Annotated in this window: 15 protein-coding genes and 5 tRNA genes; 14 read left to right on the top strand and 6 right to left on the bottom strand. The window is 74.0% G+C overall.

From position 1 onward, the window contains the following. Positions 1-548: 548 nt before the first annotated feature. The 8 genes from ACGFQC_RS26255 to ACGFQC_RS26220 all read left to right on the top strand — a co-directional run bounded on the left by ACGFQC_RS26255 (position 549) and on the right by ACGFQC_RS26220 (position 12,063). Positions 549-1,592 carry an ATP-binding cassette domain-containing protein gene (locus ACGFQC_RS26255; RefSeq protein WP_363089145.1) on the top strand — a complete coding sequence of 348 codons (1,044 nt, stop codon included), beginning with the start codon at positions 549-551 and terminating at the stop codon, positions 1,590-1,592. Beyond that, entirely contained in the window at positions 1,589-2,332 is a 744-nt protein-coding gene (locus tag ACGFQC_RS26250) for a methionine ABC transporter permease (protein WP_363089144.1), read from the top strand. Before ACGFQC_RS26255 ends, ACGFQC_RS26250 begins: the two co-directional genes overlap by 4 nt. Positions 2,333-2,424: 92 nt before the next feature. After that, complete coding sequence (locus ACGFQC_RS26245) at positions 2,425-3,261, top strand: MetQ/NlpA family ABC transporter substrate-binding protein (protein ID WP_363089143.1); 837 nt, start codon at positions 2,425-2,427, stop codon at positions 3,259-3,261. Positions 3,262-3,454: 193 nt separating this feature from the next. Beyond that, entirely contained in the window at positions 3,455-4,093 is a 639-nt protein-coding gene (locus tag ACGFQC_RS26240) for a GNAT family N-acetyltransferase (RefSeq protein ID WP_363089142.1), read from the top strand. A 94-nt stretch (positions 4,094-4,187) separates the two neighbouring features. Next, positions 4,188-5,426, top strand: a complete 1,239-nt coding sequence (cbiE, locus tag ACGFQC_RS26235) for a precorrin-6y C5,15-methyltransferase (decarboxylating) subunit CbiE (RefSeq protein ID WP_363089141.1) — start codon at positions 4,188-4,190, stop codon at positions 5,424-5,426. A gap of 346 nt (positions 5,427-5,772) precedes the next feature. Continuing rightward, on the top strand, positions 5,773-9,795 hold the full coding sequence (gene cobT / locus ACGFQC_RS26230) for a nicotinate-nucleotide--dimethylbenzimidazole phosphoribosyltransferase (protein ID WP_363089140.1): 4,023 nt from the start codon (positions 5,773-5,775) through the stop codon (positions 9,793-9,795). Positions 9,796-9,933: 138 nt separating this feature from the next. Further along, entirely contained in the window at positions 9,934-11,190 is a 1,257-nt protein-coding gene (cobA, locus tag ACGFQC_RS26225; RefSeq protein ID WP_363089139.1) for a uroporphyrinogen-III C-methyltransferase, read from the top strand. A 54-nt stretch (positions 11,191-11,244) separates the two neighbouring features. Continuing rightward, positions 11,245-12,063, top strand: a complete 819-nt coding sequence (locus ACGFQC_RS26220; RefSeq protein ID WP_363089138.1) for an RNA methyltransferase — start codon at positions 11,245-11,247, stop codon at positions 12,061-12,063. Here ACGFQC_RS26220 and ACGFQC_RS26215 read toward each other — a convergent pair. Continuing rightward, positions 12,030-13,520 (bottom strand): protein kinase, encoded by a 1,491-nt coding sequence (locus tag ACGFQC_RS26215; RefSeq protein WP_363089311.1) that lies wholly within the window; start codon positions 13,518-13,520, stop codon positions 12,030-12,032. The two genes, ACGFQC_RS26220 and ACGFQC_RS26215, sit on opposite strands and share 34 nt — an antisense overlap. 598 nt (positions 13,521-14,118) lie before the next feature. On the opposite strand from ACGFQC_RS26215, the gene ACGFQC_RS26210 reads away from it, so the two are divergent. The 3 genes from ACGFQC_RS26210 to ACGFQC_RS26200 all read left to right on the top strand — a co-directional run bounded on the left by ACGFQC_RS26210 (position 14,119) and on the right by ACGFQC_RS26200 (position 15,939). Beyond that, positions 14,119-14,301, top strand: a complete 183-nt coding sequence (locus tag ACGFQC_RS26210) for a hypothetical protein (protein WP_363089137.1) — start codon at positions 14,119-14,121, stop codon at positions 14,299-14,301. Positions 14,302-14,634: 333 nt separating this feature from the next. Then, positions 14,635-15,570: an aminoglycoside phosphotransferase family protein gene (locus ACGFQC_RS26205; RefSeq protein ID WP_363089136.1), complete on the top strand. Its 936-nt coding sequence runs from the start codon at positions 14,635-14,637 to the stop codon at positions 15,568-15,570. Between the two features lie 81 nt (positions 15,571-15,651). Next, positions 15,652-15,939: a zf-TFIIB domain-containing protein gene (locus tag ACGFQC_RS26200; protein WP_363089135.1), complete on the top strand. Its 288-nt coding sequence runs from the start codon at positions 15,652-15,654 to the stop codon at positions 15,937-15,939. A gap of 55 nt (positions 15,940-15,994) precedes the next feature. Here the strand turns inward: ACGFQC_RS26200 and ACGFQC_RS26195 are convergent. From ACGFQC_RS26195 to ACGFQC_RS26175, 5 genes are all read right to left on the bottom strand, one after another. Beyond that, positions 15,995-16,066 (bottom strand) — tRNA-Val (locus ACGFQC_RS26195). 36 nt (positions 16,067-16,102) lie between these two features. Beyond that, positions 16,103-16,174, bottom strand: a tRNA-Val gene (locus tag ACGFQC_RS26190). Between the two features lie 19 nt (positions 16,175-16,193). Beyond that, a tRNA-Val gene (locus ACGFQC_RS26185) sits at positions 16,194-16,265 on the bottom strand. Position 16,266: 1 nt separating this feature from the next. Beyond that, positions 16,267-16,340 (bottom strand) — tRNA-Cys (locus ACGFQC_RS26180). A 38-nt stretch (positions 16,341-16,378) separates the two neighbouring features. Next, a tRNA-Gly gene (locus tag ACGFQC_RS26175) sits at positions 16,379-16,451 on the bottom strand. Positions 16,452-16,628: 177 nt separating this feature from the next. Between ACGFQC_RS26175 and ACGFQC_RS26170 the strand changes: the two genes are divergently transcribed. From ACGFQC_RS26170 to ACGFQC_RS26160, 3 genes are all read left to right on the top strand, one after another. After that, positions 16,629-17,672 carry a chorismate-binding protein gene (locus ACGFQC_RS26170; RefSeq protein WP_363089134.1) on the top strand — a complete coding sequence of 348 codons (1,044 nt, stop codon included), beginning with the start codon at positions 16,629-16,631 and terminating at the stop codon, positions 17,670-17,672. Then, positions 17,669-18,490 carry an aminodeoxychorismate lyase gene (locus tag ACGFQC_RS26165; protein ID WP_363089133.1) on the top strand — a complete coding sequence of 274 codons (822 nt, stop codon included), beginning with the start codon at positions 17,669-17,671 and terminating at the stop codon, positions 18,488-18,490. The genes ACGFQC_RS26170 and ACGFQC_RS26165 overlap by 4 nt, the downstream gene beginning before the upstream one ends. A gap of 75 nt (positions 18,491-18,565) precedes the next feature. Beyond that, the gene (locus tag ACGFQC_RS26160) at positions 18,566-19,384 is read left to right on the top strand and encodes a GNAT family N-acetyltransferase (protein ID WP_363089132.1); all 819 of its coding nucleotides are present in this window, start codon (positions 18,566-18,568) and stop codon (positions 19,382-19,384) included. The last annotated feature ends 6 nt before the right edge of the window (positions 19,385-19,390 follow it).

The raw sequence follows: 19,390 nt of genomic DNA, 5'->3' as shown, positions 1-19,390 counted from the left end.
GCCCGCGCCGCGAACCGGACCCGGTCGGCGGCCGTGGCGTTGACCACAACCCGCCCCGACCGCGGACCCGGTCCGGCCCTCGCGAGAAGGTCCCGCCCTCCTTGTCCGCGCTGGTCGGCGGCGGGGGAGTGGAGGGCTCCGTTTGTGTGGGCGCGCTGTCCACGACTGTCCAGCATGTGGACGGCCGGGTCTTGTCAGGACCGTGGGTCTGCTTTACTGATCGCATGACCACGACGAGCTGCCGCACCCTTGCGACCGAGGCGACCATGACGCCCGGTGCTCGTTGTATGTGTCGAATGTGCGCCTGTTAGAGGGCCCCCGCGCCACCTCCGAGCTCGCGCCCCGAAGCGAGACGCCGTGGCACGTCCATGCGCCCGAGTACGTGACGAGGCACCTCCCCCACTGCCTGGACGGCGCGGGGAGACCCATCGCGCACATGTTCTCCCCCGGTCCCCTCGCCACCGCGAGAACCGTGTCGCGTCCCTGACCGAATGCATCCGTGCCCGGGCACACCCACGCCCGCGCACTCGACAGTGACGGAAACCCACGTGATCACCACCACGGGCCTGAGCAAGGTCTACCGCTCGCGCGGCCGTGAGGTCACCGCCCTCGACGGCGTCGATCTGCACGTCCGCGAAGGTGAGGTGTACGGCGTCATCGGCCAGTCCGGCGCCGGCAAGTCCTCGCTGATCCGCTGCGTCAACCTCCTGGAGCGCCCCACCTCCGGCACGGTCACCGTCGCCGGCCAGGACCTCACCGCCCTCGCCGGCCGCGGCCCGCGCGCCGGCCGGGAACTGCGCGAGGCGCGCAGCCGTATCGGCATGGTCTTCCAGCACTTCAACCTGCTGTCGTCGCGGACCGTGCGGGACAACGTCGAGCTGCCGCTGGAGATCCTCGGAAAGTCCGGGAAGGAACGTTCCCGCAAGGCGCTCGAACTGCTCGACCTCGTCGGTCTCGCCGACAAGGCGGGCGCCTACCCCGCCCAGCTCTCCGGCGGCCAGAAGCAGCGCGTCGGCATCGCCCGCGCCCTCGCCGGCGACCCCAAGGTGCTGCTCTCCGACGAGGCCACCAGCGCCCTCGACCCGGAGACCACGCGCTCTATCCTCCAGCTGCTGCGCGACCTGAACCGGCAGCTGGGCCTGACGGTCCTGCTCATCACCCACGAGATGGGCGTGGTGAAGTCGATCTGCGACTCCGCGGCGCTCATGGAGCGCGGCCGCGTCGTCGAGTCCGGCACCGTCGGCGAGCTGCTCGCCACGCCGGGCTCCCAGCTGGCCGCCGCGCTCTTCCCGGTGGGCGGCGAGGCGACCGGCGGCGACCGGACCGTCCTCGACGTCACCTTCCAGGGCGAGGCCGCCACCCAGCCGGTCATCTCCCAGCTGTCGCGCACCTACAACATCGACATCTCGATCCTGGGCGCGGCCATCGACACCGTCGGCGGCCTCCAGGTCGGCCGGATGCGCATCGAACTGCCCGGCCGCTACGAGGACAACGTGGTGCCGATCGGCTTCCTGCGCGAACAGGGTCTTCGGATCGACGTGCCGGGCGCCGCCGACGAGCGGCCCCAGCTGGTGAAGGACGGTGCCAAGTGACCTGGTCCGAAATGCAGCCCCTGCTGGAGCAGGCGTGTTGGGACACCCTCTACATGGTGGGCTGGTCCACGCTCATCGCCGTCGTCGGCGGTCTTCCGCTCGGGATCCTCCTGGTCCTCACCGACCGGGACGGCCTGCTGCAGAACGTCGTCGCCAACAAGGTGATCGGGCAGGTCGTGAACATCGCCCGCTCGATGCCGTTCATCATCCTGATGGTCGCGCTGATGACCTTCACCCGCTGGCTGACCGGAACGACCATCGGCCGCGAGGCCGCCATCGTGCCGCTCGCGATCGGCGCGATCCCCTTCTTCGCGCGCCTGGTGGAGATGTCCGTCCGCGAGGTCGACGGCGGACTCGTGGAAGCCGTGCAGTCCATGGGCGGCAGCACCTGGAAGATCGTCCGCAGCGTGCTCGTCCCCGAGGCGCTGCCGTCCCTGATCTCCGGCGCCACCACGACCGTCGTCGCCCTGATCGGCTACTCCGCCATGGCGGGCACCGTCGGTGCGGGCGGCCTGGGCGACATCGCGATCCGCTACGGCTACCAGCGCTTCGAGACCGGCCTGATGTGGATCACCGTCGCCGTCCTGGCCGTCGTCATCTCCCTGCTCCAGTTCGGCGGCGACCTCGCGGCCCGCTCCCTGCACCGGCGCACCGGCAAGGGCGGTCCGCTGCTCCTCTTCAGGCCGCTGCGCGGCGTCCTGTCCGGCACGGTCGCCACCGACGCCGTCAGGAAGAGCTGACCGCGCCCCCCGACCACACCCCTCGCGCCACCCCCTCTGTTCTCCCCGCACACCCACCGCGGGGACGCACCACCTCAGGAAAGGCACTTTTCGTGCGTAACACCGCCAAGATCACCACCGCCGTCCTCGCCGTCGGAGCCCTCACCCTCGGGCTCAGCGCGTGCGGCTCGGACAAGGACTCCGGCTCCGGCTCCGCCGACACGAGCGGCCCGCTGATCGTCGCCGCGAGCCCCGTCCCCCACGCGGAGATCCTCACCTTCGTCAAGGACGAGCTGGCCAAGGACGCGGGCCTCGACCTGGAGGTCAAGGAGTTCACCGACTACGTCACGCCGAACACGGCGACGGAGGACGGCTCGGTGGGCGCCAACTACTTCCAGAACCAGCCCTACCTCGACGACTTCAACAAGAAGAACGGCACCCACATCGTGCCCGTCGTCACGGTCCACCTGGAGCCGCTCGGCCTCTACTCCAACAAGTTCAAGAGCGTCGACGACCTCAAGAGCGGCGCGACCGTCGCCGTTCCGAACGACACCGTCAACGAGGCGCGCGCCCTGAAGCTGCTCGCCGCGAACGGCCTCATCACGCTCAAGGACGGCGCGGGCAACTCGGCGACCCCCGCCGACATCAGCAAGAACCCGAAGAACCTCAAGTTCAAGGAGCTGGAGGCGGCCCAGACCCCGCGCTCCCTGGACGACGTGGACGCCGCCGTCATCAACGGCAACTACGCCATCGAGGCCGACCTGAAGCCCTCGAAGGACGCCCTCGTCCTGGAGTCCGCCACGGACAACCCCTACGGCAACTTCCTCGCCGTCAAGGAGGGCGACGAGGACGACCCGCGCGTGCAGAAGCTCGCCAAGCTCCTCACCTCCGCCGAGGTCAAGAAGTTCATCGAGGACAAGTACGCCGGTTCCGTCATCGCGTCCTTCTGACACGGGTTCCGACTCCGTCCCGGCCGGTCAAGTCCTGACGTACACGAACAAGTTCATCACGGGGTCCGCGCCGTCCGCCGGTGCGGACCCCGTGATGCGACCCGGTGCTTTCATGCTGCATGCTGAGCAGTTCAGCGGGCCTGACGGCCAACCAGGTCGGACCCTGACGGTTTCGAAGGTTACGGAGCGGCGCATGACGAGCACCTTCCCCAACATCTCCATCAGCACGGAGCGGTTGGTGCTGCGTCCCCTCGACGAGGACGACGTGCCCGCACTGGCCGAGATGATGAACGACGAACAGGTCACGGCCTGGACCTCCGTCCCCCAGCCCTTCACCGCCGAGAACGCCCGCGCCTGGATCACCGGGCACGCCCCCGCCGAACGCGCCTCCGGACGCGGACTCGACCTCGCCGTCACCGAGTTCCTCACCCAGCGGCTCGTCGGCGTCATCCGGCTCGGCAGGACCAACTGGCACGTACGGTCCACCGAGCTGTCGTACATCATCGCCCCCTGGGCCCGCGGCGAGGGCTACGCCTCGGAGGCCGCCCTCGCCACCGCCCAGTGGCTGTTCACCGACCAGAAGCTCGAACGCATCGAGCTGCGCACGGCCGCCGACAACACCGCCTCGCAGCAGGTCGCGCAGAAGATCGGCTGCATCAGCGAGGGCGTCCTGCGCGGCGCCTGCATAGCGCGCGTGCGCGCCGACGACGGCACCTGGAGCGAGGCGCGCACCGACTTCATCGTGTGGAGCCTCCTCCCGGAGGACATCGAGGGCGCGGGGGAGCACCTCACGGAGAGCGGCGGCTACCCGTCGTACGGCGACTGGAACTGACCTCGGGGCACCGCGCCGCCGCCGCCCGCCCCGCGCGACCAGGTACTCTCACGGAGCCCCGCCAGCCGCGCAGACCCCCGGGAGACAGACGACGATGGCCGACCGCGTCACGGTGATCGGCTGGGACGGCTCGCCGCTGACCGCCGCCGCCCGTTCGGCCCTGGGCGCCGCCACCCTGGTGGCCGGTGCCGCCCACCACCTGGCCCTGCCCGAGGTGCCCCCCGCCGCCGAACGCATCCGCCTCGGCAGCGTCGCCCTCGCCGCCCGCCGCATCGCCGGCCACCGCGGCACGGCCGTCGTCCTCGCCGACGGCGACCCCGGTTTCTTCGGCGTCGTACGGACCCTGCGCGCACCCGAGTTCGGCCTGGAGGTCGAGGTCGTCCCGGCCGTCTCCTCCGTCGCCGCCGCGTTCGCCCGCGCCGGCATGCCCTGGGACGACGCCCAGGTGGTCGTCGCCCACCGGCGCACCCTGCGCCGGGCGGTGAACGTGTGCCGGGCCCACCCCAAGGTCGCCGTCCTCACCTCACCCGGTGCCGGCCCCGCCGAGCTGGGACTGCTCCTGGAGGGCGTCCACCGCACCTTCGTCGTCTGCGAGGAACTCGGCACCGACCGCGAGCAGGTCAGCGTCGTCACCTCCGAGAAGGCCGCCGACCACACCTGGCGCGACCCCAACGTCGTCATCGTCATCGGCGGCACCACCGGCACACCGCCGGCGGGCGACGGCGGCTGGATCGCCGGCCGCGACCCGGGCACCGGCCCCCGCGGCTGGACCCTGCCCGCCGGGGAGTACGGCGGCGGACTGGGCGAAGGGGAGGCGGAGCTGCTGCGGGCGGCTCAACTCGCCCGGCTCGGACCGCGGGTGGGCGACCTCGTCTGGGACATCGGCTGCGGCAGCGGCGCCTTCGCCACCGAGGCCGCGCGGGCCGGGGCGGCCGTCATCGCCGTCGACCGCGTCCTGGAGGCGTGCGCCCGCACCGACGCCGCCGCGCGCCGCTTCGGCGTCCAGCTCCAGATCGTCCGCGGCACCGCCCCGCACGTCCTGGAGGACCTGCCCGAACCGGACGTCGTCCGCGTCGGCGGCGGGGGAGCGGCCGTCGTCTCGGCGGTCGCCGACCGCCGCCCGCAGCGCATCGTCACCCACGCCATGACCCGCGACGCCGCCGAACTCGTCGGCCGCGACCTGACCGAGCACGGCTACCGCGTGGAGTGCGCGCTCGTCCAGTCCGTCGAACTCGACACGCGGGCCTGGACGGAGACGGAGCGGAGCGTCGCGTTCCTGCTCAGCGGGGTTCTGCCGGACCGTTCGGACCGACCCGGTCCGCCCTCCCCGTGATCCCGTCGTCCCCCCGCGCGCGGTAGGCTGGCCGATCGTCGTACCGCATTCGGGCACCCGGCTTTTCGTCGGTCGATGTCCGGAAAACGCGTCTGTTTCGGGGTGGGTGTGGTACGGCAGAACCTGAGGGCGCGCAACGTGGCGCAGTCCACAGCGGAGCGTCGCGGATCGAGCTGTCGCGACGCGGCAACGGCCGCGACAATGCCACTGAATGGCTTTGTCGTCTTTTCCGGGCGGGTCGCTCGTGCCGCTGGGCACGGACGCTCGTTCTTCACTACGGGGCGGTCGGTGCGCCGTTCCGGGTGAGCTGGTCGTAGGAGCACTAACCGATGGGCGAGGGGTACGCATGACCGACACCGGCCAGGTTCCGGGCGAGGGACTGCCGGAGAACGCAGGCATGGTGGAGCAGCAGGGCGCCCCCGCGCCCGGCGCGTACACCTACCTCTCCGAGACCACCGCCCAGGACGAAGACCTGTTGCTGCTGCCCGGCGCCCAGAGCGCCTGGGGCAACGAGGTGGCGCCGCCCGCGCCGGAGCCCGTGGTCGAGGCGGTGCACGAACCCGGCCCGCACGAGACGGCGGGCCGCGACACCGGTTCCGTCGACCTGGGTGCCGTCCGCCTCCCGAACCCCTCGGCGCCGCCCGCGGCACCGCGGCGCCCCCTGCACCTCGGCCCGCCCATCCCCGACACCTCCGCGAGCCCGGTCCGCTCCCTCGCCGACCGGGGCCCCGCCGGCGCACCGGTGCGCCACCCCGGCACGCCCACCTCCGGGCCGGAGTACCTCGACGTCCAGCACCTGCGCGACATGCCTCCGCAGGGGGCGGCGCCGTGGGGCGCGCAGCCTGCCGGCCAGGCGCAGGTCGCCCCGGGGACGGCTCCCGCGGAAACGGTTGCCCCGGCGGCCCGGCAGCAGCCCGAGCAGCGGGGCGCGGCCCAGGCGGTCATGGCCCGCCTGGCCTCGGAGACGGGCGCGCCGCAGCCCGAGGACCCCGCGCGGACACCCCGGACACCGGAGGCGGCCGAGCCCGCGGCCGCCGAAGCGGCCGTGCCCACGGCCCCGGTGCCGCAGCCGGCGGACCCGGCCCGGACCGCCGACGCCGTGCCCGGACCGGGCCCGGAGCCGGCGGCGCGGGTACCCGAGCCCGTGCCGGACGCCGCGGCGCCCGGGACTCCCCAGGGGCCCGACGCGGACGCGGTCCCCGACGCTTCCCTGGCCCCCGAGGCGGACGCGGTCCCCGAGGCGGACGCGGTCCCCGATGACGAGGCGGCGCCGCCCGTCGAGGCGGCCGAGGCGCCGGCGGAGGTGCGGGCCCCCGAGGCTCCGGCGCCCGCCGCGACCCCCGAGGCACCCGCCGTCGAGATCGCGCCGGCTCCGCAGGTCCCGGAGGCCGCCGAAGCCGTCGTTCCTCAGGCGGCGGAGGCCGCCGTGCCCCTCGTTCCTCAGGCTCCGGAGGCTCCCCAGGAGCCCGAGGCCGTCGTCGCGCCGGATCCCGCGCAGGAGCCCTCGGCAGGCCCGGCCCTGACCCCGGACGCGCCCCAGACGGCCGGAGCCGTGCCCGCCCCGGGCCAGGCGCCCGAGCACGCGGTCGCCGCTCCGGAGGCGCCCGCCGCTCCGGAGGCGCCCGCGCCGGAAGCGGCCACGCCGCTGCCCGAGCCGATGACCGTCGCGCCCGCCGAGCCGGAAGCCCCCGCCCCGGCACCGGACGTCGTCGTGCCCGCCCCGGTGTCCCCGGCCGCCGAGACCCCGGCCCCCGAGGCCGCCCTCGCCGAGCCGGCCCCTGTCCAGCCGGACCACCAGGCGGCCCGGCAGCCCGACCAGCAGCCGGAGCCCGAGCAGACGGCCCCGGAGCACGCCGGGACGGAACCGCCCGCCGAGCCCGCTCCGAGCGCCGAGCACCCCCGGCCCGCCGAGTCCGCCCCGGACGCACCCCTCGCCCAGCCCGCCCAGGACGTCCACCCCGGCCCGGTGCCGCAGCAGCAGGAGCACCCGCAGGGCCCCGCGCACACCGCGGACCCCGCGTCCCGGCTCCCGGACGCCCCCGGCCCCGTCGTGGCGACGGTCCAGGACGCACCGCCGGCGGACCCGACGCCGGTCACCCCCGCCGTGTCCGCCCTCCAGCCCGCCGAGCACGTCCCCTCCCCGGAGCTCCAGCCGCATCAGCCGCTGGGCCAGTTCGTGCCGGTGGAGGGCACGGTGCCGACCACCCCGCACCTGGCTCCCACCCCGCCGCACGCCCTCGTGCTCCCCGCCGACGAGCCGGTGACCCCGGAAGTCACACCCGAGGCAGCCGTGCCCGAGGCAGCCGTGCCCGAGGCAGCCGTGCCCGAGGCAGCAGTGGCGGAGGCGCCCGTTCCCGGGACAGCAGTGGCGGAGCAAGCGTCCGTTCCCGGGGCGACCCCGGCCGCGCCGCCCGCCGTCGCCCCGTCGGCGGACATCCCCGCCCCCCGCGAAGCGGACCCCACCGCCCCGGACCCCACCGCCCCGGACCCCACCGCCCCGGACCCCACCGCCGTGGAGGCCGCCCCCGTGCAGGAGCCCGAACCGCAGGCCGCGCAGAACGCGGAGGACCTGGACACCAGGGCCGCCGACCAGGAAGAGAGCACGGCCGCGGTGGAGGACGTGAGGGAGTCCACCGGCCCCGCCGCCCCCGCGTACGACGACGCAGAGCGCGAGGCCGTCCTGAAGGTCATGCGCGAGCGCCGGGACATCCGCAACGGCTTCCGCGGCGACCCCATCCCGCACGAGGTGCTGCTGCGCGTCCTGGAGGCCGCCCACCACGCCCCCTCCGTCGGCCACTCGCAGCCCTGGGACTTCGTCGTGATCCGCTCCGCCGAGACCCGGCGCGCGATGCACGAGCTGGCGATGCGGCAGCGGGACGCCTACGCGAAGTCCCTGCCCAAGGGCCGGGCCAAGCAGTTCAAGGAACTGAAGATCGAGGCCATCCTCGACACGCCGGTGAACATCGTCGTCACCGCCGACCCGACCCGTGGCGGCCGCCACACCCTCGGCCGCCACACCCAGCCGCAGATGGCGCCGTACTCCTCCGCGCTCGCCGTGGAGAACCTGTGGCTGGCGGCCCGCGCCGAAGGCCTCGGCGTCGGCTGGGTCAGCTTCTTCGACGAGCGCGAGATGGTGCGCTCCCTCGGCCTGCCCGAGCACCTCGACGTCGTCGCCTACCTCTGCGTCGGGTACGTCGACGAGTTCCCGGACGAGCCCGAGCTGATGCAGGCCGGCTGGGCCAAGCGCCGCCCCCTGTCGTGGGTCGTCCACGAGGAGACGTACGGCCGCCGCGCGCTGCCCGGCGAGGACCCGCACGACCTGCTCGCCGAGACCGTCGCGGGGATCCGCCCGCTGGACGCCAAGGCGCTCGGCGAGGCCTGGGAACGGCAGAAGCGCATGACGAAGCCGGCCGGCGCGCTGGGCATGCTGGAGATCATCTCCGCGCAGCTGTCCGGGCTGTCCCGCCAGTGCCCGCCGCCGATCCCGGAGCCCGCGGCCGTCGCGATCTTCGCCGGCGACCACGGGGTGCACGCCCAGGGCGTCACCCCCTGGCCGCAGGAGGTCACCGCGCAGATGGTGGCCAACTTCCTCGGCGGCGGCGCGGTCTGCAACGCCTTCGCCAACCAGGTGGGTGCCGAGGTCTGCATCGTGGACGTCGGCGTCGTGGCCGACCTCCCGGCCACCCCCGGCCTGCTGCCCCGCAAGGTCCGCGCGGGCACGTCCGACATGACGACCGGCCCCGCGATGTCCCGCGAGGAGGCCAAGCAGGCCATCGAGGTCGGCATCGAGACCGCCCGCGACCTGGTGGCGGCCGGGAACAAGGCCCTCCTCACTGGCGAGATGGGCATCGCCAACACGACGGCCTCCGCGGCCCTCATCTCGGTCTTCACCGGCGCCGACCCGGCCGAGGTCACCGGCCGTGGCACCGGCATCAACGACGAGACCCTCGCCCGCAAGACCGAGGTCGTCCGCCGCGCCCTGGAACTCCACCAGCCCGACCCGGCCGACCCCGTCGGGGTCCTCGCGGCCGTCGGCGGCTTCGAACACGCGGCGATGGTCGGCCTCCTGCTGGGCGGCGCGTCCCTGCGCACGCCCGTGATCCTGGACGGGGTGAGCGCCGGCGCCGCCGCACTGGTCGCCCGCGCGATCGCCCCCGAGGTCCTCGCGGCCTGCATCGCGGGCCACCGCAGCGCCGAACCCGGCCACGTCGCCGCCCTCAACAAGCTGGGTCTGCGCCCCCTGGTCGACCTCGACCTCCGCCTGGGCGAGGGCACCGGCGCCCTGCTGGCCCTTCCGCTGGTCCAGAGCACGGCGCGGGCGATGCACGAGGTGGCGACCTTCGACTCGGCCGGAGTGACCGAGAAGTAGGACGCCCCGGGGTCGGCGGGCATGTGCTCCTGCATGCCCCCGGCCCCGCCGTACGCTGAACGCACCTCTAAAATGCGCACGTCAGGGCCGCTCCAGAGCCGCAGCGCCCGCCTCCGCCCGTTCGAGGAGCCGCCCCTCATGGCCGAACACCCCGCCTACCCCGTAGGCCTCCGCCTCACCGGCCGCCGTGTGGTCGTCGTCGGCGGCGGCCAGGTCGCCCAGCGACGCCTGCCGGCCCTGATCGCCGCGGGCGCGGACGTCCTGCTCGTGTCCCCCGAGGCGACCCCCTCCGTCGAGGCGATGGCGGACGCGGGGGAGATCACCTGGGAGCGGCGGGCCTACGCTCTCGGCGACCTCGCCGACGCCTGGTACGCCCTGATCGCCACCGGCGACCCCGACGCCAACGCCGCCGCCTCCGCCGAGGCGGAGCGCCACCGCGTGTGGTGCGTGCGCTCCGACGACGCCGACGCGGCCACCGCCTGGACCCCCGCGACGGGCCACAGCGAGGGCGTCACCGTCGCCGTGCTGACCACGGACGCCAAGGGCCGCGACCCCCGGCGCACCGCGGCCATCCGCGACGCGGTGGTCGAGGGCCTGCGCGACGGCACCCTGGTCGCGCCCCACCACCGCACCCGCACCCCCGGCGTCGCCCTCGTCGGCGGCGGCCCCGGCGACCCCGACCTGATCACGGTCCGCGGCCGTCGCCTCCTCGCCGAGGCGGACGTCGTCATCGCGGACCGCCTCGGCCCGCGCGACCTCCTCGCCGAACTCCCGCCGCACGTCGAGGTGATCGACGCCGCGAAGATCCCGTACGGGCGGTACATGGCCCAGGAGGCCATCAACAACGCGCTGATCGAGCACGCCAAGCAGGGCAAGTCGGTCGTCCGGCTCAAGGGCGGCGACCCGTACGTCTTCGGCCGCGGCATGGAGGAACTCCAGGCCCTCGCCGAGGCCGGCATCGCCTGCACGGTGGTCCCCGGCATCTCCAGTTCGATCTCCGTCCCCGGTGCGGCCGGCATTCCGGTCACCCACCGCGGGGTCGCCCACGAGTTCACCGTGGTCAGCGGCCATGTCGCCCCCGACGACGAGCGTTCCCTGGTCGACTGGCCCTCCCTCGCCAAGCTCACCGGCACACTGGTGATCCTGATGGGGGTCGACAAGATAGGGAAGATCGCTCAGACGCTGATGGCGCACGGCAAGCCGGCCGACACCCCGGTCGCGCTCGTCCAGGAGGGCACGACGGCGGCCCAGCGCCGCGTCGACGCCACCCTGGCGACGGTCGCCGAGACGGTCCGCACCCAGGAGGTCAGGCCGCCCGCGGTCATCGTCATCGGCGAGGTCGTCGGCGTCGGCCTGCCTGTCTCGGCGCGACCGCCGGTACGTAACCCCCGGTAGCAGACCTCTGTCAGGCCGTTGGCACCGCACCCAGGACAAGGCAGTATCACCGCTGTGGCCGATCTCATCACCATCGAGGATCCCGACGACCCGCGCCTGCGCGACTACACCGGCCTGACCGACGTGGAGCTGCGCCGCAGGCGCGAGCCCGCCGAGGGCCTGTTCATCGCCGAGGGCGAGAAGGTCATCAGACGGGCCAAGGAATCCGGCTACGAGATGCGCTCGATGCTGCTGTCCGCCAAGTGGGTCGACGTCATGCGCGACGTCATCGACGAACTCCCGGCCCCGGTCTACGCCGTCAGCCCGGAGCTCGCCGAGCGGGTCACCGGCTACCACGTCCACCGCGGCGCCCTGGCCTCCATGCAGCGCAAGCCGCTCCCGGCCGCGGCGGAACTCCTGCACACCGCCCGCCGCGTCGTGATCATGGAATCGGTCAACGACCACACCAACGTCGGCGCGATCTTCCGCTCCGCGGCGGCCCTAGGCATGGACGCGGTCCTGCTCTCCCCGGACTGCGCCGACCCCCTCTACCGCCGCAGCGTGAAGGTCTCGATGGGCGCGGTCTTCTCCGTGCCGTACGCCCGCCTGGACAGCTGGCCCAAGGGCCTGGAATCGGTCCGCGAGGCCGGCTTCACGCTGCTCGCCCTCACCCCCGACGAGAAGGCCGGCAGCCTGGACGAGGCGGCGCCCCACACCATGGACCGGGTCGCGCTCATGCTCGGCGCGGAGGGCGACGGCCTCTCCACCCAGGCCCTGGTCGCCGCCGACGAGTGGGTCCGCATCCCCATGTCCCACGGCGTCGACTCCCTCAACGTGGGTGCCGCCGCCGCCGTCGCCTTCTACGCCGTCGCGACCGGCCGCCCGTCGGCATAGGCTCCGTCCGCCCTCGCGGGCGACCACCCGCCGGACCCGCCACCGGTCTCCCGCACGTCCGCCTGCGCCTGGTGCCGGTGCCGTACGACGTCGTTCTCGCCGCCGAGGCCCCGGGCCGGGCCCTGACAACCCTGGACGACCGCGATGCCGAGCGCCACGAGCAGCGTCACCACGACGAAGACGAACAGCCGCTGCCGCAGCAGCCGCGGATTGGCGGGCCGCAGCCCGGTGCCCGTGGTGCGTGGTGTCCGCCGGCCGGTCCCGCTGCGCGGCGCGGGTCTGCTGCCGCTGCCGGAACGGGTGTTGCGGGAGGAGCCCGTGTTCCGCGAGGCCGGGGTCGGCCGGGCCCCCGGCCGGGACGAGGGGTTGCCGCCGCCCCGCGAGGCGCTGCCGCCCCGCGAGGCGCTGCCGCCCCGCGAGGCGCTGCCGCCCTGCGAGGCGCTGCCGCCGCGCGAGGGCGCCCCGCCCCTGGGCGGCACGGTCCCGCGCGCGGACGGCACCCCGCCGCGGGACGGCGGCGGACCGGGCTGCCGCAGCGTGCGCTCCGGGTAGCTGGTGTCGGCCAGCCGCCCGGTGGCCCGGTCGGCCTCACCCGCACGCGGTGCGGGCGGCCGCACCTCGGCCGGACCGTGGGCCTCACGGGCCGCGATCTCCTTCAGCCGCAACGAGAGGTCGAGCGTGCTGGGCCGCTCCTGCGGATCCTTCGCCAGACAGGACCGGATCAACGGGGCCAGGGCGTCCGGGACGCCGTGCAGATGGGGCTCCTCGTGCACCACCCGGTACAACATCACCTCGGAACTGCCGTGCCCGAAGGGGGAATCGGCGGTCGAGGCGTACGCGAGGGTGGCGCCGAGCGAGAAGACGTCGGTGGCCGGCGTGACGAGCGCACCGCGCACCTGCTCCGGCGCGAGGAACCCGGGGGAGCCCACCGCCGTACCGACGTGCGTGAGCGTGGAGGCACCCGTCGCCCAGGCGATGCCGAAGTCGATGATCCGCGGGCCCTTGGGGGAGAGCAGGATGTTCGAGGGCTTCAGGTCCCGGTGCACGACCCCGGCCTCGTGAACGGCGACGAGCCCCTCCGACAGGGCGGCCCCGATCGAGGCCAGCTCGGCAGCCCCGAGGGGGCCGTCGTCGGCGACCTTGTCGTGCAGCGAGGGGCCGGGCACGTACTGGGTGGCGAACCACGGCCGGTCGGCGTCCAGGTCCGCCGCGACCAGCCGGGCGGTGCACCCGCCCCGGATCCGCCGCGCCGCCGACACCTCACGCGCGAACCGGGACCGGAACTCCTGATCCTCGGCCAGATCGGGCCGGATCACCTTCAGCGCGACCCGCTGCCCCTTCTTGTCGGAGCCCAGGTAGACGACGCCCATCCCGCCCGCGCCGAGCCGTCGGTGAAGCTTGAACGAGCCGACGACGCGCGGGTCCTCGCGCCTCAGGCGCATCATCGCCATGTTCATCCCCGCTGCCCGGTCCGTGTGACGTGGCACAGCTTACGTTTCCACGGCCGCTCGCGCGCAGAGGCCGCGCCCTCTCGGTCCCACCGATTGTCCGTTCCGGGCGGGGGACGTGAAGAGTGGTCAGAGACCCGGCGGGCAGGCTCACTTCGCTTTTCCCGTGATCACAACCACCAGTCGTGGAAGGGGGATTGAACCCGTGAGGGCCGACCGGGCGGCGAGCGCCGCCGACGCCGGCGGGACGGCGCGAACCCATGACGGGACGGCCGGTCGAGCGGGCCGCCGGGTGGGGACCGGGGTGTGCGCAGGGGTGGCGGAAGTGAGCGAAGTCACCCGGTGGGGACAGTTGGGGAAAACCGGCCCGCACCGGGCACCCCCTTCCGGGAAGACCCCGAGACCCGCGACCCCGTCTCCACCCAGGGGAGTACTCCGCAGGTCATGGCTCATCCTCCGGGAGGCCCGGCAATCGGTACGAGGGCATGACGCCCGGCGCCCGCCGCACGCCTAGATTTGAGGTCGAGCGGCGGGTGCAGCACTCGTCCCCCGAGGTCAGACACCCGCCGCTCGCCAAGGACAACGGAGAACGGTCAGGAGAGGGACCATGGCCCACACGGCACCGCGGACGCACCTCCGCACCGCGCGACCCCGCCGTACGGGCCGCCGCCACCCCCTGGTGGCGACGGTCATGGCCCTCCCCCTGGCGGTCCTGCTCCTCGTCGTCTTCGACGGCTGGGAGACAGTGGCCACACAGGCGTCGTCCGTGGGTGTGATGCTGGGGCGCTGAGCGGCGACCCCAGGCCCGGAAGAGCGGTCCGGGCGGGGACATCCATCCATGAAACCCCGTGGGGACGGGGGTGCGGCGGACGGCAAAAAATGCCGGCGCAGCTGGGGAGCTGCGCCGGCATTGCCCTTTCGGGAGCCCTCCCCCGCAGCGCACCCCGCCCGGCGCGCCCAGCCCGTCCGGCGTTCGAGGACGAGGCCCGTTCAGGGCCGAAGCGGCGGTCTGGGGGCGGCAGCCGCCCAGGGGCGGGAAGGGCGGCGGGGGCGAGAACCCGCTCACCCACAGCAGCGCCCCTCGATACCCTGCGGAGCAGACCCGTACCGCCCAGGGAGCCCCGTGCCCACCCATTCCCTCCTCACCGCACTCACCTCCCGCGCCCGAGCCCACGCGCACACCCGTACCCCCACCTGCCCCTGTGGTGCGGCCACCCTCGCCGACCGCCCCGACGCCACCGTCGTCCGCCACGCCGACACCGTCGCCAAGGCCCACGCCCCGGACACCGACCCCGCCGCCCTCGTCCCCCGCCTCACCACCGCCACCCGCCTCCCCGCCGTCCTCCTGCCCCCGCTCGTCCCGACGCCGACCGTCCTAGGCACCCGGCTCGTCACCTTCTGGCCGTACGGCGCCCCCGTGGACCCGCAGGACCCGGACGCCGCCCCCTGGGAAGCCGCCGGCAGCCTCCTCGCCCGCCTCCACCGCACCCCCGCACCGACCCCGCTGCCTCCGATGCGCGGCCCCGCCAAGGCCGCCCGCGCCGTGGCCCGCCTCCGTGAGGCTGGGGCCCATCCCGGAACCCGCCCCGTCCTGAGCGCTTGGGCCCGCCTGCCCGCCTGGGCCCGCGGCGAGGCCCCGATGCCCGACGACACCACCGTCTGCCACGGCGACCTTCACCTCGGGCAGCTGGTCCGCCACCCCGCCCCCGACGGCCCGTGGCGCCTCATCGACGTCGACGACCTGGGCGTCGGAGTCCCCGCCTGGGACCTGGCCCGCCCCGCCGCCTGGTACGCCTGCGGGCTGCTCCCGCCCGAGGAGTGGACCCGCTTCCTGACCGCCTACCGGCAGGCCGGCGGCTCCGCCGTCCCCGCCGACGGCGACCCCTGGCCCGCCCTCGACGTCCCGGCCCGCGCCCTCACCGTCCAGACCGCCGCCCGCGCCCTCACCAAGGCCCTCGCCGCGCGCAGGGAGCTGGACGAGGTCGAGCGGGCCCTCGTCGACGCCTGCGCGCGCATGGGTTCGGTACCGGCCCCGTCGGCGCCGGACTCCGCGAAGTAGGGTGCAACCGACCGCAGTGGGACAGAGTCTGTCCTGGTGACAGGCGAAGCAGAACCGAACGGCGAGGAGTTGAGCCGAAGCATGCAGTGTCCGAAGTGCCACGCCCCGATGCACACGTACAACCGCAACGGCGTCCAGATCGAGCAGTGCAGCAACTGCCGGGGAATCTTCCTCGACTACGGCGAGCTGGAGGCGCTGACCCGCGTGGAGTCCCAGTGGACCCAGCAGGCCCCGCCGCCCCCGCCCGCCCCGCAGGGGTACCCCGCCGCCCCGGCCGCTCCCGCCTGGGGCGCCCCGCACGGCGGCCACGGTGGTCACTACGGGAACAAGCGCCACAAGAGCTTCGGGCACATGCTCTTCTCCAGCTGAGCCGCGCACACGAAGGAGCCCCCGGCCGCACTGGGCGGCCGGGGGCTCCGGGGTGTGGACGATACTGGGATTGAACCAGTGACCTCTTCCGTGTCAGGGAAGCGCTCTCCCGCTGAGCTAATCGTCCTCGGGAAGGTCACGACCAGGGGCCGTGGATGCTGCGTGCGCGATACTGGGATTGAACCAGTGACCTCTTCCGTGTCAGGGAAGCGCTCTCCCGCTGAGCTAATCGCGCGGGGGATCCGAAGATCCAGTGGACGATACTGGGATTGAACCAGTGACCTCTTCCGTGTCAGGGAAGCGCTCTCCCGCTGAGCTAATCGTCCTTGGAGGTGGAGACGGGATTTGAACCCGTGTAGACGGCTTTGCAGGCCGTTGCCTCGCCTCTCGGCCACTCCACCAGGAGTGTAGGGGACCGGGAAGGCCCCTTCTTCCTTCGAGCGGACGACGAGGCTCGAACTCGCGACCTCAACCTTGGCAAGGTTGCGCTCTACCAACTGAGCTACGTCCGCCTGTCGTTTCGGTCCGCTCGCGCGGCCCGGCGACGAGTTGAACTCTAGCGGATTCCGGGGCCAGTACAAAAACGCGTTTGTGCAGCGTGCTGCGCTGCGTCCCGCCGAGCACCCGCCCGGGCCACCGCCGGGACATCCCCGGGCCACCCCCGGGACACCCGTCCTAGACTCGACACCGTGCTCCACCTCCCGCCTCTCGCCCGCTTCGGCGACCGCGTCGCCACCGGCCTGCTCGACGTCACGGAAGACCCTCAGGCCCTGGACTCCACCGGTTTCTGGGCCGTGTCCGCCGATTTCGAGGGCCGTCTGGTCTGCGCCCGCTTCGCCGACGTACGGGTCGAGCCGGTGCCCGCTCCGGTGCCGGGGGCGTGGCGGGGGCCCGCGGCCGGTGACTGGACGTCGTCCCTGGACCGCGCGGCGTACACGGCCGGGGTGCGCCGGATCCGCGCGTACATCGCGGCCGGCGAGGTCTACCAGGCGAACCTGTGCCGGGTGCTCTCCGCGCCGCTGCCCCGCGGCGCCGACCCGGACGCGCTGACGGCCCTGCTCGCCCGCGGCAACCCGGCGCCGTATGCCGGAACGATTCGGCTGCCGGGGCACGGGGTCGAGATCGCCACCGCGTCCCCTGAGCTGTTCCTGCGGCGGGACGGGCGGGTCGTGGAGTCCGGGCCCATCAAGGGGACCGGACGCACCGAGGCGGACCTCCTCGAGAAGGACCACACCGAGAACGTGATGATCGTGGACCTGGTCCGCAACGACCTCGGCCGGGTCTGCGCCACCGGCAGCGTGACCGTGCCCGACCTGTGCGCCGTGGAGAAGCACCCGGGCCTGGTCCACCTCGTGTCCACCGTCCGCGGCGAGCTGCGCGAGGACGCCGGCTGGGCCGAGCTGCTCGCCGCCGCGTTTCCGCCGGGCTCCGTCACCGGTGCCCCCAAGTCCAGCGCCCTGCGGATCATCGACGAACTGGAGACGGCACCGCGCGGCCCGTACTGCGGCGGCGTCGGCTGGGTCGACGCCGACCGGGGAACCGGCGAGCTGGCCGTGGGCATACGCACCTTCTGGATCGACCGCGAGGCCGGCGCCCTGCGCTTCGGCACCGGAGCCGGCATCACCTGGGGCTCCGACCCCGAGGCGGAGTGGCGGGAGACCGAGCTGAAGGCGTCCCGACTGCTCGCGGTAGCGTCGGGAACGTACGAGGTGAGTGGAGAGGGACTGACGTGAAGATCTGGCTCGACGGCGGGCTGCAGGACAGCGAGTCCGCCCGTGTCTCCGTCTTCGACCACGGCCTGACCGTGGGCGACGGCGTCTTCGAGACCGTGAAGGCGGTGGACGGCGAGACGTTCGCGCTCACCCGGCACCTCGACCGGCTGACCCGCTCCGCGCGCGGTCTCGGCCTGCCCGACCCCGACCTCGACGAGGTCCGTCGCGCCTGCGCCGCCGTCCTGGCCGCGAACCCGATGCCGCTCGGCCGGCTGCGCATCACCTACACCGGCGGCCACGGGCCCCTCGGCTCCGACCGCGGCGAGCACGGGCCGACCCTCGTCGTCGCCCTCGGCGAGACCGGCCGCCGCCCCGACTCCACGGCCACGATCACGGTCCCCTGGACCCGCAACGAGCGCGGCGCCCTCACCGGCCTGAAGACGACGTCGTACGCCGAGAACGTCGTCGCCCTGGCCCGCGCCCACCGACACGGCGCCAGCGAGGCGCTGTTCGGCAACACGGTCGGCCGGCTCTGCGAGGGCACCGGGTCGAACGTCTTCGTCGTCCTGGACGGCGAGATCCACACCCCGCCGCTCGCCTCCGGCTGCCTCGCGGGCATCACCCGCGAGTTGACCGTCGAGTGGACCGGCGCCAAGGAGACCGACCTGCCGCTGGACGTGCTGGAGCGCGCCGACGAGGTCTTCCTCACCTCCACCCTGCGGGACGTCCAGGCCGTGCACCGCGTCGACGGCCGCGAACTGCCGGGCGCCGCGGGGCCCGTGACCGCCAAGGCGATGCGCGTCTTCGACGAACGGGCGGCCGACGACCTGGACCCCTGAGCCCCTGCCGTCGCTTCCCCACCCGCCCCGGTTATTCGGCTGACCCGGGGCGCGCCAGCGGGTAGAACACCCGTGATGACCACGACCCTGCGGCCGACCGAGCCGCTCCAGCGCAGTGCCGACGGGGCGCTGTCCCGCCGTTTCCAGGTGTGCGTGAACAGCCGCCCCGTCGGCGCGGTCCACCTCTCGACCCATCCCGGCTTCGGTCCGGCGGTCGCCCGCATCGACGACCTGCGCGTCGAGGAGGCCGACCGCGGGCGCGGCCGGGGTGCGGTCGCCGCGCTCGCCGCCGAGGAGGTGGCGCGCGGCTGGGGCTGCCGCAGGATCGAGATCCGGGTGCCCGCCGAGGCCGCGGCCGCCCTGCGGCTGGCGCACGCGCTCGGGTACGTCCACCGCAACCGCGGGATGGAGAAGCCGCTCGGCACCGCCGCGCCCCGGCTGCCCGACGGCAGCCGGGCCAGACCCATGACCGAGGCCGAGTTCGGGCCCTGGCGCCGGCGGGGCCTCGTCGAGTACGCGCGGGTCTGGATCGACCGCGGTGTCCCCGAGGAGGAGGCCTGGGCCAAGTCCCGGCGGGACAACCTGCTGCCGCGGGGCGTGGCCACGGAGGACATGCTGTTCAGCGTCCTGGAGCACGAGGGCGGCCGGGTCGGCACGCTGTGGATGTCCTTCGCCGGCGACAAGGCCTTCGTGTTCGACGTCGAGACCGACGAGCCCTTCCGCGGCAGGGGCCACGGCCGCACCTTGATGCTGCTGGCCGAGGCCCAGTCGATCGCTGCCGGCAAGCCCGTCATCGGCCTCAACGTCTTCGAGGGGAACACGCCCGCCGAGCGCCTCTACGACTCGCTCGGCTACGTACCGGTGGGGTACTCCCTCTACAAGCAGTTGCTCTGAGACGCC

It is taken from the genome of Streptomyces sp. NPDC048734, from assembly GCF_043198675.1.
GTDB lineage: Bacteria > Actinomycetota > Actinomycetes > Streptomycetales > Streptomycetaceae > Streptomyces.
This window is presented reverse-complemented; position numbering and strand designations above follow the sequence as displayed.